General features: G+C 62.3%; 14 protein-coding genes and 1 pseudogene. 4 read left to right on the forward strand and 11 right to left on the reverse strand.

The annotated features are described in order from the left end of the window. Positions 1–148 precede the first annotated feature (148 nt). Positions 149–865: a DNA-3-methyladenine glycosylase I gene (locus tag LB559_RS00955; RefSeq protein ID WP_063167906.1), complete on the reverse strand. Its 717-nt coding sequence runs from the start codon at positions 863–865 to the stop codon at positions 149–151. 92 nt (positions 866–957) lie between these two features. Here LB559_RS00955 and LB559_RS00960 point away from each other — a divergent pair, with 92 nt between their 5' ends. Together LB559_RS00960 and LB559_RS00965 are read left to right on the forward strand one after the other, a co-directional pair. Then, positions 958–1,521, forward strand: a complete 564-nt coding sequence (locus tag LB559_RS00960) for a DUF1003 domain-containing protein (RefSeq protein ID WP_224672873.1) — start codon at positions 958–960, stop codon at positions 1,519–1,521. Next, positions 1,518–2,105 (forward strand): DedA family protein, encoded by a 588-nt coding sequence (locus LB559_RS00965; protein WP_224672874.1) that lies wholly within the window; start codon positions 1,518–1,520, stop codon positions 2,103–2,105. Before LB559_RS00960 ends, LB559_RS00965 begins: the two co-directional genes overlap by 4 nt. Positions 2,106–2,108: 3 nt before the next feature. Here the strand turns inward: LB559_RS00965 and LB559_RS00970 are convergent, their stop codons facing one another. From LB559_RS00970 to LB559_RS00980, 3 genes are all read right to left on the reverse strand, one after another. After that, on the reverse strand, positions 2,109–2,696 hold the full coding sequence (locus LB559_RS00970; RefSeq protein WP_224672875.1) for a hemerythrin domain-containing protein: 588 nt from the start codon (positions 2,694–2,696) through the stop codon (positions 2,109–2,111). Between the two features lie 40 nt (positions 2,697–2,736). Continuing rightward, positions 2,737–3,096, reverse strand: coding sequence for a diacylglycerol kinase (locus LB559_RS00975; RefSeq protein ID WP_013531900.1), 360 nt, complete (start codon positions 3,094–3,096; stop codon positions 2,737–2,739). Between the two features lie 81 nt (positions 3,097–3,177). Next, positions 3,178–3,594, reverse strand: coding sequence for a GFA family protein (locus tag LB559_RS00980; protein WP_013531901.1), 417 nt, complete (start codon positions 3,592–3,594; stop codon positions 3,178–3,180). Between the two features lie 99 nt (positions 3,595–3,693). On the opposite strand from LB559_RS00980, the gene LB559_RS00985 reads away from it, so the two are divergent. Continuing rightward, positions 3,694–3,837 carry a hypothetical protein gene (locus LB559_RS00985; protein WP_318014141.1) on the forward strand — a complete coding sequence of 48 codons (144 nt, stop codon included), beginning with the start codon at positions 3,694–3,696 and terminating at the stop codon, positions 3,835–3,837. Between the two features lie 69 nt (positions 3,838–3,906). Here the strand turns inward: LB559_RS00985 and LB559_RS00990 are convergent, their stop codons facing one another. The 3 genes from LB559_RS00990 to LB559_RS01000 form a co-directional block, all read right to left on the reverse strand. Next, positions 3,907–5,280, reverse strand: a complete 1,374-nt coding sequence (locus LB559_RS00990; protein WP_013531905.1) for a class II 3-deoxy-7-phosphoheptulonate synthase — start codon at positions 5,278–5,280, stop codon at positions 3,907–3,909. A gap of 134 nt (positions 5,281–5,414) precedes the next feature. After that, positions 5,415–8,912, reverse strand: coding sequence for a transcription-repair coupling factor (gene mfd / locus LB559_RS00995; protein ID WP_224672876.1), 3,498 nt, complete (start codon positions 8,910–8,912; stop codon positions 5,415–5,417). Positions 8,913–8,985: 73 nt separating this feature from the next. Then, complete coding sequence (locus LB559_RS01000) at positions 8,986–9,273, reverse strand: succinate dehydrogenase assembly factor 2 (RefSeq protein ID WP_013531907.1); 288 nt, start codon at positions 9,271–9,273, stop codon at positions 8,986–8,988. 92 nt (positions 9,274–9,365) lie between these two features. On the opposite strand from LB559_RS01000, the gene recG reads away from it, so the two are divergent. Further along, complete coding sequence (recG, locus tag LB559_RS01005; RefSeq protein WP_224672877.1) at positions 9,366–11,474, forward strand: ATP-dependent DNA helicase RecG; 2,109 nt, start codon at positions 9,366–9,368, stop codon at positions 11,472–11,474. Here recG and LB559_RS01010 read toward each other — a convergent pair. The 4 genes and pseudogenes from LB559_RS01010 to glmU all read right to left on the reverse strand — a co-directional run bounded on the left by LB559_RS01010 (position 11,426) and on the right by glmU (position 15,946). Further along, on the reverse strand, positions 11,426–12,181 hold the full coding sequence (locus LB559_RS01010) for a DUF502 domain-containing protein (RefSeq protein ID WP_013531909.1): 756 nt from the start codon (positions 12,179–12,181) through the stop codon (positions 11,426–11,428). The genes recG and LB559_RS01010 overlap by 49 nt on opposite strands. Before the next feature lie 80 nt (positions 12,182–12,261). Then, positions 12,262–12,560 (reverse strand): annotated as a pseudogene (locus LB559_RS01015) (HigA family addiction module antitoxin). A gap of 31 nt (positions 12,561–12,591) precedes the next feature. Beyond that, positions 12,592–14,415 carry a glutamine--fructose-6-phosphate transaminase (isomerizing) gene (gene glmS, locus LB559_RS01020; protein WP_013531911.1) on the reverse strand — a complete coding sequence of 608 codons (1,824 nt, stop codon included), beginning with the start codon at positions 14,413–14,415 and terminating at the stop codon, positions 12,592–12,594. A 172-nt stretch (positions 14,416–14,587) separates the two neighbouring features. After that, a complete protein-coding gene (gene glmU, locus LB559_RS01025) occupies positions 14,588–15,946 on the reverse strand; it encodes a bifunctional UDP-N-acetylglucosamine diphosphorylase/glucosamine-1-phosphate N-acetyltransferase GlmU (RefSeq protein ID WP_064995805.1) in 1,359 nt (452 codons plus the stop codon). Positions 15,947–16,080 lie beyond the last annotated feature (134 nt).

Raw genomic sequence — 16,080 nt, forward strand, 5'->3', positions numbered from 1 at the left:
CTGCTGACTTAGCGCGGCAAAATTGCTCGGGCAATGGCGTTCGTTTGGACCAATTCGGAGCAAATGACGAATGTCATTCGTGTCCGGACCCATCGATTCGATCGTGTTGACCGATCGACGAATGCCGATCGTGGCAAGCGACCACGTTTCAGTCGTCGCCCATATATTCGCGCAGCGCTTGCGGCGAATGGTTCTCGCCGATCGACATCGCCAGGATGCGTGAAATATGGCGGCGCGGCAGATGCGTCTCCGCTGCCCATTGATTGATTTGCCTCTGGATCTTGTCCAGGTCCTTCTTCGAAGTCGGGCTTTCGGCGATGTCGAGGCCGGCGTCGCGCAACGCCGCGGCCATATCGCCCGAGATGACGAACGCATCCCACCCCAGCCAGCGCAGGAAATACTGGCCCGTATTGCCGCCCAGCCGGCTGCCATGCTTGCCGAGCCAGGCCATCAGCCCGACCTGGTCATCATCGGGCCATTCCGCAAGGAATTTGCCGAAACCGCCATATTCCTTCGACACACGCTCGACAAAGGCAGCATTGTCGCGAACGGATCTGATCTTCTGCGGGTTGCGTACGATGCGCTGGTCGGCCGTCAGATCGTGCCAGAAATCATCGGGCTGGAACAACAGCCGCTTCGGCTCGAAGCGCAGAAACGCCTCCTCGAAGCCAGGCCATTTCTGCTCGATGACGCGCCAGACGAAACCGGCGGCGAAGACGCGCTCAGCCATAATGGAGAGAATGCGGTCATCGGGGATGTCAGCCACGGCGGCATTGTCAGGCGCCGGACCAAGCAGCGACGTCAGTTCCTCTTCGCCGCCCTTACGTTTTGCGGCGCGAGCGCGAATTTTCTTGAAATCGGCCATTGGTCCCTCGGCAACTGGAATCAATCTAACACTTCCCGTGCGAGCCGGCAGCCTCTACCTCTTACGGCAAGCCTAAGACCCTGGAGATGGCCATGAACAAGACGATCGACGATCTGGCGAACCGCTGGCTCAAGCGGCGGCCGGACGGCCTCAGCCAGATCGAAAGCCGGGTGCTGCAATCGACGCTCGAACGCACCACCATCTCGCGCGACACCAACAAGGCCGTTGCCTTCCACCAGACCTTCGGCGACCGGCTTGCCGATACGATCGCCCGCATCGGCGGGTCATGGTCCTTCATCCTGACCTTCATCGCCTTTCTGGTCCTATGGACGGCGGGCAATGTCTGGCTGCTGTCGCGTGACGCCTTCGATCCCTACCCGTTCATCTTCCTCAATCTCGTTTTGTCGATGGTAGCCGCCTTGCAGGCGCCTGTGATCATGATGGCGCAGAACCGCCAGACCGAACGGGACCGCATCGACGCCGCCCACGATTACGAGGTCAACCTGAAAGCCGAGATCGAGATCATGGCGCTGCATGAAAAGCTGGATGAACTGCGCCACGGCCAGATTCTCGGCATGCGCGACGAGATCGTGCAACTGACCGAGATGATCAAGCGGATCGACGAAAGGCTGTCTTCGCAGCAGTCGGCTTCATGACCGACGCGATCCACCATTTCATCGAACAATACGGGCTGCTCGCGGTCTTTGTCGGTTGCATCGCGGAGGGCGAAAGTGCTGCCATTCTCGGCGGCTTCTTCGCCCACCAGCAGGTCTTCGTGCTGTGGCACGCCGTCCTTGCGGCCGGCCTCGGCGCCTTTGTCGGCGACACTTTCTTCTTCATCCTCGGACGAAGCTTTGCCGACCATCCCTATGTCGTCAGATTGCGCAAGCGGCCCGGCTTTCGCCGCGCCTTTCGCCTGCTCAACACCCATCCCGACATTTTCGTGCTGTCGAACCGCTATATCTACGGCATGCGTCTCGTCGGCGGCATTGCAGCCGGACTCTCCAATATCACAGCGCCGCGCTTCGTCATCCTCAACGCGCTTTCATCGGCGGTCTGGGCGGTGCTGTTCGGTACGATCGGTTATGTCTTTGGACTTGGCGCAGAGCACTTCATCGGCCAGGCGCTGATGCATCACGAACGGTTGCTGATCGGGCTTGGCATCGGCCTGACCGTGGCCGTTGTGGCATGGCTCGTCGCCCGTCACATCGCCAGCAAGGAACGCGCCAGGGAAGGCTGATCGTCAATCCACCCCGAGCGCCCGATCCCCCCGATCGAGGATGAGCGGTATGATCAGGTCTTCCTCGTCGGCAAGATGTCTTGTCAGCATGGCGATCAGCCGGCTGTTTTCGTCGGCATAGGCGTCGGCTGCAAAGCGCTGTCTGTCTTCGCTCTCCTGCAGCGTCTTGATGAAGGCATTGGCCGCCTCGGCATTGCGCTCCAGCCCTTCATGGATGGTGTGGTGGTCGGTATCGAGAATCTCGAAGCCGCGCTTCAAACGGGGCTCGGCCTTGGCGAATACCGGGAAATATTGATAATCCTCGACATTGTGGTGACCGTCGAGATGCCCAAGAAAATGATTGAGGCGCGGCGCGAACCAGCGCGCGAAATCAGGCGCCGTCAGCCGTCCCTCACGGAAGTCGTCAATGCCGTTGGCCAGCATGCCGCCGAGTTCGCGGAACATGTCGTGCCGCTGCAGCCACATATTGGCGATGCCGTGGACGTTGGCATGGTCCTGCCAGTTTTCACGCGGGTATTTTTCGACGAGCCAGCGCAGATCGTCTGGCAGGCCCACGCGTTCGAGAAGCAGAAAATTGGCGGCCCCGGCCATGACAGTCTCCTTTGGTGACTGGCATATAGGCATCGAAAGGCTAGATCGGTAGCCCAGTGATCCGCTCGATGATGGCGATGCCCCAGACACCGGCGACGATGAGCACCGAAATCAGCACCGCCAGCGAACCGCAATCCTTGGCCAACTGAATGTCGACATTGAACTCGCGGCTGAAAGCGTCGCATGCCGCCTCGATGCCGGTGTTCAGCACCTCGACCATGATCAAGAGCAGCACCGCGCCGACCAGCAAGGCATAACCGCGCCACGAGATCGAAACGAACCAGCCGAGCGGCAGTGCCAGCGCCAGCAGCATCAGCTCCTGCTGGAAAGCCTTCTCGCTGGCGGCCAGCTTGCGAAACGCCCGCACCGAATTGAAATAAGCGTCGATCAGCCGCTGCATGCCAAACCCCTTTGCGAATCACCGGCACGGGATAATGCAATGGCTGGCCAGATCAATGGAATAAGGTGACTTGTCCAAGATTCATTCAGCAACCGGTATGGACGGTGTCGACTTTTCAAACTGCGGCAGCCCGTCGTCGATCGAATAATAGTCGCCCTTGTCACCAACGAAAATATGGCATTCCCCCTCAAGACCTGTCGGCTTGTCGAACGATCCCGCCATGACTGAAACGTAGTCCTGGTCTCGCGGCTTCCAGAACAGCACCGACCCGCATGCCTTGCAGAACCCACGCCTGGCGAAGGTAGAGGCTTCGTACCAGGTGATACTTTCCACGCCATCGATCACGATGTCGACATTGGCAACATTGGTCGCGGCATAGAAATGTCCGCTCTGCTTGCGGCATTGCGAGCAATGACAATAGACGACGCCACGCAACGCTCCGTTCGTTCTGAAGCGGACGGCTCCACACAGACACGATCCCTGGTGACCACCACTCACGTCGATCCTCCTTGAAAGAAAAGTGCCTGGCATCGCCTTCAGGATTCCAGCTTTGCGGCGCACGCACGCAAGCAAATGCGACATGTACTGGCGTGGAGAATGGAGCCGCGGACCTGGCGCATCCGGCTTGGGGCGTTCGGCGTGCAGGCGATCTGCGAGTTTCCGGAAAAGCGCATCGAGTTTTCAAGGACGGCGTTTGCTGACCCCAGACTCGCCGGCCTGCGCTGGGAACGCGGGCACTGAACCAACCAAAAGAAAAGCGCCGGATTTCTCCAGCGCTTTTTCCGTCAGCCGTTCAGGCCGAAATCGAGCTTAACCGTTCGCAACCTGCTTGTGCTGCACCGGGTGGCTCTTCTTGAGCAGGTCTGACACCAGGAACGCCAGTTCGATCGCCTGGTCGGCGTTGAGGCGCGGGTCGCAATGGGTGTGGTAGCGGTCCTGCAACTCCTCGGCGGTGATGGCGCGCGCGCCACCGGTGCATTCGGTGACGTTCTTACCGGTCATCTCGACATGGATGCCGCCCGGATGCGTGCCTTCGGCGCGGTGCACTTCGAAGAAGGTCTGAACCTCCTTCAGGATGCGGTCGAACGGCCGCGTCTTGTAGCCGGCGGCCTCGATCGTGTTGCCGTGCATCGGGTCCGACGACCACACCACGGAGCGGCCTTCCTTCTGCACCGCGCGAACCAGCTTCGGCAGATGGTCGGCGACCTTGTCGGAGCCGAAACGTGCAATCAGCGTCAGCCGGCCGGGTTCATTTTCGGGGTTGAGCAAGTCGATCAGCTCCAGCAAGCCGTCCGGCGTCAGCGACGGACCGCATTTCAGGCCGAGCGGGTTCTTGATGCCGCGGCAATATTCGACATGCGCATGGTCGGGCTGGCGGGTGCGGTCGCCGATCCAGATCATATGGCCCGAGGTAGCGTACCAGTCGCCGGAGGTCGAATCGACACGCGTCAGCGCCTCCTCGTAGCCGAGCAGCAGCGCCTCATGGCTGGTATAGAAATCGGTCTCGCGCAGCGCGTAGTTGGTTTCCGAAGTGATGCCGACGGCCTTCATGAAGTCCATCGTCTCGGTGATGCGGTTGGCGAGCGACTCGTATTTCTCGCCCTGCGGGCTGTCGGACACGAAGCCGAGCATCCAGCGGTGCACATTCTCCAGGCTGGCATAGCCGCCTTGCGCGAAGGCGCGCAGAAGGTTGAGCGTCGCCGCCGACTGGCGGTACGCCATCTCTTGGCGAGCGGGATCCGGAATGCGCGACTTCGGGTCGAATTCGATGCCGTTGATGATGTCGCCGCGATAGCTGGGCAGCGTCACCTCGCCCTTGGTCTCATTGTCGGATGAGCGCGGCTTGGCGAACTGGCCGGCAACGCGGCCGACCTTAACCACCGGCTGCGCGCCGGCGAAGGTCAGCACCACCGACATCTGCAGGAAGACGCGGAAGAAATCGCGGATGTTGTCCGCGCCATGCTCGGCGAAGCTCTCGGCGCAATCGCCACCCTGAAGGAGGAATGCGTCACCGGCAGCGACCGAAGCGAGCTGCTTCTTGAGCTTGCGCGCCTCACCGGCAAAAACCAGCGGCGGAAAGGTTGCGAGCTGGGCTTCCGTGTTCTTCAGCGCGGCGAGGTCCGGATAAGCAGGAACCTGCTTGATCGGCTTTGCTCTCCACGAATTCGGCGACCATTTCGTCATCGCTGCACCCAACGCTCTTTCCAGCGGCCTATACTCCGCCATTCCCGCCCCAATTGGGGATCGCGGCTCCATACACGAAGCCGATTTCCTATTCTAGACCGGAATTTCAGCGCTGGCGAATGGTCCGAGGCTAGCTACGCCGCCTTCTCCACCAGCCGTGCCAACTGCGTCATGACGACCGCCGAGCCCGCCAGCCTCTTCTCGGCTGTCGGCCAGTCGCGCACGAAGACGACACTGTGGTCCGGCCGGATCTTGGCCAACGATCCCTGTTCGCCAATGAACTTGACCAGCCCGACCGGGTTGGAGAATTCGCGCTTGCGGAAATGGATGACGACGCCCTTCGGCCCGGCGTCGAGTTTTTCGACATTGGCCTTGCGGCAGAGCGCCTTGATGAAGACGATCTTCAACAGATGCTTCACCTCCTCCGGCAGCGGGCCGAAGCGGTCGATCAGCTCGGCGCCGAAAGCGTCGATTTCCTCGGTGTTTTCGAGATCGCCGAGACGGCGATAAAGCGCCAGCCGGAGCTGCAGGTCCGGAACATAGCTTTCCGGGATCATCACCGCCGTGCCGACGGCAATCTGCGGCGACCAGCCGCCATCCTGCACCTCGCCCGAATCCTTCACCTCGGCGACGGCTTCTTCCAGCATCTGCTGGTAGAGTTCGAAGCCGACCTCCTTGATGTGTCCGGACTGCTCCTCGCCGAGAAGATTGCCGGCGCCTCTGATATCGAGGTCGTGGCTGGCCAGTTGGAAGCCGGCGCCCAGAGTGTCGAGCGATTGCAGCACCTTGAGCCTCCGCTCGGCGGTGTCGGTCAGCTTGCGGTTGGCCGGCAGCGTGAACAGCGCGTAGGCCCGCACCTTCGAACGGCCGACGCGGCCGCGCAATTGGTAGAGCTGCGACAGGCCGAACATGTCGGCGCGATGGATAATCAGCGTGTTGGCAGTCGGGATGTCGAGGCCGGATTCGACGATGGTGGTCGACAACAGCACGTCGTACTGGCCGTCATAAAAGGCATTCATGATGTCGTCGAGTTCGCCCGGCGGCATCTGGCCATGAGCCACCGCCACCTTCAACTCCGGCACGGATTCCTTCAGGAAATCATGTATTTCCGAGAGATCGCTGATGCGCGGCACCACATAGAAGGAATGGCCACCGCGATAGCGTTCGCGCAGCAGCGTCTCGCGGATCACCAGCGGATCGAAGGGCGATATGAAGGTGCGCACCGCCATGCGATCGACCGGCGGCGTGGCGATCAGCGACAGCTCGCGCACCCCGGTCAACGCCAGTTGCAGCGTTCGCGGGATCGGCGTCGCCGACAGCGTCAGCACGTGCACGTCGGTCTTCAGGTCCTTCAGCCGTTCCTTGTGCTTGACGCCAAAATGCTGCTCTTCGTCGATGATCAGCAGACCAAGGTTCTTGAACGAGATCGCGGAACCGAGCAGCGCGTGCGTGCCGATGACGATGTCGACCTGGCCTTCGGCGATGCCTTTCTTGGTCTCGGCCAGTTCCTTGGCGCCGACCAGCCGCGACGCCTGGGCGACGCGGATCGGCAGGCCGGAAAACCGCTGCGAAAACGTCTTGAAATGCTGGCGTGACAGCAATGTCGTCGGCACCACCACCGCCACCTGAAAACCTTCCATTGCCGCGATGAAGGCGGCACGCAGCGCCACTTCGGTCTTGCCGAAACCGACATCGCCGCAAATCAGCCGGTCCATCGGCTTGCCGGCAGCAAGATCGTCGCGCACCGAATCGATGGCCGTCTGTTGGTCGTCGGTCTCTTCATAGGGAAAGCGGGCGGCGAACTCGCCATAGAGGCCTTCTGCCGGCACCAGTGGCGGCGCCGAGCGCATCTGCCGCTCGGCGGCGATGCGGATCAACTGACCGGCCATGTCGAGCAGGCGCTTCCTCAGCCGCGCTTTGCGCGACTGCCAGGCGCCGCCGCCAAGCTTGTCCAGCGTCGCCCCGGCCGTGTCAGAACCGTAGCGCGACAGGAGTTCGATGTTTTCCACCGGCAGGAACAGCCGGTCGTCGCCGGCATAGTGGATTTCCAGGCAGTCATGCGGTGCGCCGACCGCTTCGATGGTGCGCAGGCCAATGAAACGGCCAATGCCGTGGTCGGCATGGACGACAATGTCGCCGGCCGACAGCGCCGAGGCCTCGGCAATGAAATCCGAGGGACGTTTCTTGCGTTTCGAGCGCCGGATCAGCCGGTCGCCCAAAATGTCCTGTTCGGCGACGACGACCAGTTTTTCGGTCTCGAAGCCGGATTCGAGCGGCAGCACGGCCAGGGCCGCCTGCCCCGGCTCGAGCTTTTCGGCTTCCGCCAGCGTCACGACCTGCTTGAGGTTGCCGAGATGGTGTTCGGCGAGGATCTGGCCAAGCCGGTCGAGCGAGCCTTCGGTCCAGCCGGCGATGACGACGCGGCGGCGCGCCGCGCGCTCATCGGCGATGTGTTTGACGACGACATCGAACACGTTGGCGTTCGGATCGGCGCGCTCCTCGACGAAGCTGCGGCCGTGGCGCGAACCGGCGTGATAGACCTTCTTGGCGCCAATGTCGGGCGCGTCGAATGGCGTAAAGTCGATCGCTTCGCGCGGCCCGAGCGAGGTGATCAGGTTTTCCGGGGAGAGATAGAGCAGGTCCGGCGCGACTGGCTTATAGGGCACCGCATCCTTCAGCGCGCCATCGGCCTGCTTCCTGCGCGCCTCGTAGTGATCGAGGATCAGCGTGTGGCGCTCGGCCAGCGCCTCATGCGCCAGATGGTCGAAGATGACGGGCGTGTCAGGCAGATAGTCGAACACCGTCTCCAGCCGTTCGTAAAAGAACGGCAGCCAGTGCTCCATGCCAGCGAAGCGACGCCCTTCGCTGACCGCCGCATAGAGCCCGTCGTCGCGCTGCGGTGCGCCGAAGGCTTCGATATAGGAGCGGCGGAAGCGGCTGATGGTTTCCGGCGTCAGCGCCACTTCGCTCATCGCTTGCAGCGCCATCGACTTGCGTTGACCGGTGGTGCGCTGCGTGGCGGCGTCGAACACACGGATCGATTCCAGCGTGTCGCCGAAGAAATCGAGCCTGAGCGCCTCGGTCCAGCCGGGGGCGAACAGGTCGAGAATGCCGCCGCGCACCGCGAACTCGCCGATGCCGCGCACTGTCGGCACACGCTCGAAACCGGACGTTTCCAGCCGCGAGACCAGTGCGTTCATGTCGATCTGGTTGCCGGGCCTGGCATGAAAAGTCTGCGCCTCGACCAACTCGGACGGCGGAATGCGCTGCAGCAGCGCATTGGCGGTGGTGAGGATGACGGCGCGGTGCGGCTTCTTCGCCAGAGCGATCATGGCGGTCAGCGCATCGAGGCGCTTGGCGGCCGCATCGGAGCCGGGCGAGACGCGGTCGTAGGGCAAGCAATCCCAGGCCGGCAGTTCCAGCACCGGCAGGCCGGGGGCCGCGAAGGACAATGCCTCGATGATCGCCGGCAGGCGCTGACCGTCGCGCGCGACGAACAGAACCGGCTTGTCGGGCGCGATCTCGAGCGCCGCCTGCACCAGCGCAAAGGCTTCGTAGCCGTCGGCGACGCCATCGACGATGAACTGACCGGCGCGGCCTTTCGGCAGACCGATGGTGGGAATGAGGCTCATGAAATCACGGTCTTGTTTTATCGCAATTCCGAACGGAAAACCGCTTCGTTACTTTTCCTGGAATTGCTTGTGTTCAGAATGTCAGAGAGCGGCGGAAAGCCAGGATCTTTCGCAGGACGGCACAATCGATATCGGCCGGAACCGGGCGTTCGCCGGTGACCATGGGCAGGAATTCGGTATCGGGAATGTCGAGGAGCCTCTCATATTGGTCGATTTCCTCGTTGGTCAAGACGCCGATCTCAGCGTCGGCGAAAGTGCCGAGGATCAGGTCCATCTCGCGCATGCCGCGATGCCAGGAGCGAAACAGAAGCTTGCGGCGGCGCACGTCCAGCCCCTCGCTTGATCTCGTCGTTCCGGTCATCGTACCGCATCCTTGCTTGCTGCGGCGCATATAGCGTGGATAGAAGGGGCTGTCAGCCTTGCGCTGCCGCCGTCGCAACATAAGCTGACATCATGCGTCCGACCATCCTCGATCCCTTGTTTGTCCCGATCACGTCGCTTGCAGGCGTCGGACCGAAAGTCGGTGCGCTGATCGAGAAGGTTGTTCCGGCCGATCTCGGCGACCGCGCGGCGCGTGCCGGCGATCTTCTGTTCGTGCTGCCGCACACCGTCATCGACCGGCGCAGTCGGCCTGGTATCGCGGGATCCGCGGAAGGCCAGATCGTCACGCTCGATGTGCGCATCGATCGCCACCAGCCGCCACCGCGTGGCAACAGGTCGGTGCCCTACCGGGTCTTCGCCCATGACGATACCGGAGAGATCGCGCTGACCTTCTTCCATGCTCACGCCTCCTATCTCGAAAAGGCGATGCCCGAGGGCGAGCATGTCGTGGTCTCGGGCCGCATGGAATGGTTCAACGGCCGCCCGAGCATGGTCCACCCCGACCATATTGCGCTGGCCAGCGAGGCGGAAAACCTGCCGCTGGTCGAACCGGTCTATCCCCTGACAGCCGGGCTCTCGGGCAAGGTGCTGCGCCGGGCGATCGGCCAGGCGCTGACGCGCGTGCCTGAATTTCCCGAATGGCAGGACGGCGCCTTCATGCGGCGGCACACCTTTGCGGCCTTTGGCGATGCGCTTGCCCGCATCCACAATCCGGCCGACCCGATTGACGTCTCCATCGATGGTGCCGCCTGGCGGCGGCTCGCCTATGACGAGTTGCTGGCGGGCCAGGTCTCGCTGGCGCTGGTGCGAGCGAAAGTCCGCAGGCTGTCCGGGCGACCCCTGGTCGGCGACGGCCGCATCGTCGAAAAACTGCGGGCCGCACTGCCCTATTCGCTGACATCAAGCCAGGAGTTTGCGCTGGCCGAAATCAATGCCGACCTCGCCGACCCAGAGCGCATGCTGCGGCTTCTGCAGGGCGATGTCGGTTCCGGCAAGACCGTCGTCGCGCTGCTGGCCATGGCGCGTGCCGTCGAGGCCGGCGGCCAGGCAGCCTTGATGGCACCGACCGAAATCCTGGCGCGCCAGCATCTGGCGACCATCACGCCGCTTGCCGCCAAGGTAGGGCTTCGCATCGCCATCCTCACCGGTCGCGAGAAGGGCCGCGAACGCACGGATACGCTGGCCGGCCTGGCAAGCGGCGAGATCGACATCGTCGTCGGCACCCACGCGCTGTTCCAGGAGACCGTCACCTTCAAAGACCTCGTCTTCGCCGTCATCGACGAGCAGCATCGTTTCGGCGTCCATCAGCGGCTTGCCATCACCGCCAAGGGCGACGCGCCAGACATGCTGGTGATGACGGCCACTCCTATCCCGCGCACCCTGGTGCTGACCGCTTTCGGTGACATGGACGTGTCGAAACTGACGGAAAAACCGGCCGGCCGCCAGCCGATCCGTACCGTTACGCTGCCGCTCGAGCGGCTCGACGAACTGGTCGCCCGCATGGTGGACGCCGTCGCCGGCGGCCAGAAGATCTACTGGATCTGTCCGCTGGTCGAGGAATCCGAAGAGATCAAACTGATGTCGGCCGAAGACCGCTTCGCCTCGCTGAAACCATTGTTCGGCGATCGCATCGGTCTCGTTCACGGCCGTATGAAGGGTGCAGAGAAGGACGAGGCGATGCGCGCCTTCAAGCAGGGCGAGACACGCATCCTGATCGCCACCACCGTCATCGAGGTCGGCGTCGACGTGCCGGACGCCACCGTCATGGTCATCGAGCATGCAGAGCGCTTCGGCCTTGCCCAACTGCACCAGCTTCGCGGCCGGGTCGGACGCGGTGACAAGCCTTCCTCATGCGTGCTGCTCTACAAGGACCCGCTCGGCGAGACCGCAAAACGCCGGCTGTCGGTGATGCGCGAGACCGAGGATGGGTTCGTGATCGCCGAGGAGGACCTGAAGCTGCGCGGCGAAGGCGAATTGCTTGGCACCCGCCAGTCGGGCACGCCGGGCTTCCAGGTGGCTCGCATCGAGGCGCATGCCGACCTTCTGGAGGCCGCCCGCGACGATGCCAGGCTGATCCTGTCACGCGATCCGGAGCTGCAATCGCAGCGTGGTGAGGCGTTGCGCCTGCTGCTTTACTTGTTCGGTCGCGACGAAGCCGTGCGGCTTCTGCGCGCCGGCTGAGCCAGGGCGGCAACCGAAGGGTTGGCGAGCATCCCTTCGATCGGCTCGCCATTCACGACAACCATTTGCTTTACTTCGGGCGCCACCAGACCGGCGGAGACGATCAGCTTGGCGCCATCCTCGATCGTCATGTCGAGCAGCACGATGTCCGACTTCGGCACATACATCAGGAAGCCCGTGGTCGGGTTTGGCGTGCACGGCATGAATACGGCAATCAGCGGATCGCCTTCCTGGTCGAGCTTCTGGTTGATCTCGGTTTCCTTTTCACTGGCGACGAACACCAGCGACCACACGCCCTTGCGCGGATATTCGACCAGCCCGACCTGGCGGAACATGTCACCCTTGTTCGACAGCACGGTCTCGAAAATCTGTTTCAGCGAGCCGTAGATGCCGCGCACCAGCGGCATGCGGCCAAGCAGGCGCTCGCCGAAATTGACGATGGCGCGGCCGACGATGTTTGCCGTCAGGAAACCGATCAGCGTGATCAGGATAAGCGCCACGATCAGTCCGAACCCCGGCACCGGAAACGACAGGTAGGTGTCAGGGCTGTAGCGGGCCGGAATATAAGGCTTCACCCAGGAATCGACCCAGCCGATGAACGACCAGGCAATGTAAGCGGTGATCGCCAAGGGCGCGCAGACGATGAAGCCCGTGAGGAAATAGTTCCTCAGCCGGGTCATGCCGGAGGTCTTGGGAGCATCGGACATGGTTCACCGGAGCGCGGGTTGCAGCGCAACATTAGTGAACCGGACGAAGCTTTGGAACTGCGAAGTTTTTAAAGAGCCGATTATGCCTCTACTTCCAACGGCTCAATCTTCTCGAGCTCCGGCGCCAGCTTTCTGGCTTCGGTTTCAAGCTCATAGGCCTGTTGAAAATTCATCCAGAATTCGGGCGTGGTGTTGAAAAATCTGGCGAGGCGAAGAGCGGTATCGGGAGGCCGATCTCTTCCTTGGCAATGCGTTCGATACGGGTGCGCGGAAGGTTGAGCTTTTTCGCCAGCGCGCCTGCACTCATGCCGAGCGGGACGAGATATTCTTCACGCAGGAATTCTCCAGGATGAACTGGACGTGCGAACTTCGATGCCATTCGGCCCAACCTCCGGTCTGGAAGGCAAAACCTATTCCACCGTCACCGATTTCGCCAGATTGCGTGGCTGATCGACGTCGGTGCCCATGAACACGGCGGTGAAATAGGCCAGCATCTGGATCGGCAGCGCATAGATGATCGGCGAGATGATTTCGGGCACATCCGGCAGCACGATTGTTTCCATCGTCTTCACGCTCACCTGCGCTGCGCCCTTGCTGTCGGTGATCAGGATGATCTTGCCGCCGCGCGCCGCCACCTCCTGCATGTTGGAAACGGTTTTCTCGAAGATCCGGTCATGCGGCGCGATGACGATGACCGGCATGTTCTCGTCGATCAGCGCGATCGGCCCATGCTTCAGTTCGCCGGCTGCATAGCCTTCGGCGTGGATGTAGGAGATTTCCTTGAGTTTCAGCGCGCCTTCCATGGCCAGCGGGAAGTTGGTGTCGCGGCCGAGATAGAGCACGTCCTTGTAGCGCGAGAGTTCGCGCGCGATCCGCTCGATCTGCTCTTCAAGCTTGAGCACCTGGTTGGCGTAGCGCGGCGCCTCCGAAAGCGCGCGCACCAGGGTTTTCTCCTGTTCCTTCGAAATCATACCGCGCGCCACGCCGGCGCGCACCGCAAGCGCGGCCAGCACGGAAAGCTGGCAGGTGAAGGCCTTGGTCGAGGCGACGCCGATCTCGGGTCCGGCAAGCGTCGGCAGCACGACGTCGGATTCGCGCGCCATGGTCGATTCGCGCACATTGACGATCGCGCCGATCTTCATGCCGGCTTTGCGGCAATAACGCAGCGAGGCCAGCGTGTCGGCGGTCTCGCCCGATTGCGAGATGAAAAACGCCGCATCGTTCTTCGACAGCGGCATTTCGCGGTAACGGAATTCGGAGGCGACATCGATGTCGACGGGCAGGCGCGCGTAGCGTTCGAACCAGTACTTGCCGATCAGGCCGGCCAGATACGCCGTGCCGCAGGCCGAGATCGCCAGCCGACCAATTTTGGCGAAGTCGAACGGCAGGTCGAGCGGCTTCGACACTCCGGAGACGAAATCCACGTAATGCGCCAAGGTGTGCGAGATCACCTCGGGCTGCTCATGGATTTCCTTTTCCATGAAATGGCGTCGGTTGCCCTTGTCGACCATGAAGCTGGTCGACAGCGACTGCTGGCGTTTGCGGTCGACCTTTGTGCCGTCAATGTCGAAGATGGTGACACCGCCACGGCGCACCACCGCCCAGTCGCCATCTTCCAGATAGGTGATCGAATTGGTGAACGGGGCGAGCGCGATGGCGTCGGAGCCCAGGAACATCTCGCCATCGCCATGGCCGACGGCCAAAGGCGGACCATTGCGGGCGCCGACGATCAAATCCTCGTCGCCTTTGAACATGATCGCCAGCGCAAAGGCGCCTTCCAGCCGCTTCAGCGCCTGGTGCGCGGCTTCGACCGGATTCAGCCCCTTGGCGAGTTCGCGGGCCACCAGATGCGCCACGACCTCGGTGTCGGTCTGCGACGAAAAAGAATAGCCGTCGCGGACCAGTTCGTCGCGCAGTTCGGCGAAATTCTCGATGATGCCGTTGTGGACGATGGCGACGCCGTCGGAAAAATGCGGATGCGCATTGGTCTCGTTGGGCACGCCATGCGTCGCCCAGCGCGTGTGGCCGATGCCGATCGTGCCATCGAGCGGCTCGTCCTTGAGCCGGCGCTCCAGGTTGATCAACTTGCCTTCGGCGCGGCGGCGGGCGAGTTCGCCACGCTCGATGGTCGCGACGCCGGCCGAATCATAGCCACGGTACTCCAACCGCTTCAGCGCATCGACGATGAGCGGCGCAACCTGCGAGTGGCCGACGATTCCAACGATACCGCACATGCAGAAAGCCCCCGATTCCCCGGAAAACCAGCGCTATTTAGGGATGGCCAGCCTGCCGTGGAAAGTCACATTGCATTTCGTCCCGTATAACGGAACGCTCATTCTGTCGATGCACCATGACAGGCCGCTCTTGCAATCCGGTTACTGCAATCGTTCGGTTTGCGGGCTGGTCTTACTTTTTCTTCGCCGCCGCCGCCGAAGCAAAGCGCTCGCGCAACTCCTTGCCCTTGCCTGGAATGGTCTTCTGGCGGGCGCGGCCGAAGGCCAGCGCGTCGTCGGGCACGCTTTCGGTGATCACGCTGCCTGAGGCGATGTAGCCGCCCTTGCCGATGGTGACAGGCGCCACCAGCGACGAATTGGAGCCGACAAAAGCGCCCTCGCCGATGTCGGTGAAGAATTTCGAATAGCCGTCATAATTGCAGGTAATGGTGCCGGCGCCGATATTGGCCCCAGCACCGACACGGGCGTCACCGATATAGGTCAAATGGTTGACCTTGGCGCCCTCTTCGATAACCGCCTGCTTGACCTCGCAGAAATTGCCGACCTTGGCCTTGTTCCTGAGATCGGCGCCCGGCCGCAGCCGCGCGTACGGCCCGACATCGCAATTGGACGCAATGGTGGCGCCCTCGATATGGCTGAAGGCATGGACCTTGGCGCCCGTGGCAATCTTCACGCCCGGACCGAACCAGACATGGGGCTCGACGATCGTGTCAGTGCCGATCTCGGTGTCGTGCGAGAAATACACGGTCTCCGGCGCGATCAGCGTCACGCCCGACAGCATCGCCTCATGCCGCCGGCGCGCCTGCCAGATGGCTTCGGCTTGCGCCAGTTCGGCGCGGTTGTTGATGCCGAGCGCGCTTTCGAAACTGGCTTCGGTGGCCACGACATCGAGGCCTCGCGCACTGGCGATCTCGACAATATCGGTGAGATAATACTCGCCCTTGGCATTCTTGTTGCCGACCTGATCGAGCAGCGCCAGCGCATGGGCGCCGGCCACCGCCATCATGCCGGCATTGCAGAAGGTTATTTTCCTCTCCTCCTCGGAGCAGTCCTTCTCCTCGCGGATGGCGGTCAGCTTGCCGTCCTTTTCGATCAACCGGCCATAACCAGTCGGACTGGGCGGACGGAAGCCGATCACGACGACGGCAGCGCCTTCAGCCAGTTTCAGCCGCGCCACGGTCAGCGCATCTGCATCGATCAGCGGCGTGTCCCCGAACATGACCAGGATATCGTCATAACCCTTTGATATTGCATCGCGCGCGGCAAGCACGGCGTGCGCGGTGCCAAGGCGCTTTTCCTGCACGAAAGTCTCGGCCTTGGGCGCGAACTTTGCCGCGGCCTTGCGCATCTCGTCGGCGCCATGGCCGATCACCAGCGCCTGGCTGCCGGCACCCGCCTCTTCCGCTGCCTTCACCACATGGGCGACCATCGGCAGCCCGGCAATCTGGTGCAGCACCTTCGGCAGCACGCTCTTCATGCGCGTGCCTTCGCCGGCGGCGAGGATGACGGACAGGCAGGATCTCTGGCTCATGGAAGGGCAACCATATGAAAGGGTTGGGAATCAAGACAGGATAGCAGTGGGCCCATGCTTCACCAATGCGGTTAAATTCCGGTGAGATGGCGGAGCAGCTGACTCTTAATCAGCGGGTCTTAGGACAGAATTCG

It is taken from the genome of Mesorhizobium sp. BR1-1-3, assembly GCF_020165455.1.
Taxonomy (GTDB): Bacteria; Pseudomonadota; Alphaproteobacteria; order Rhizobiales; family Rhizobiaceae; genus Mesorhizobium; species Mesorhizobium ciceri.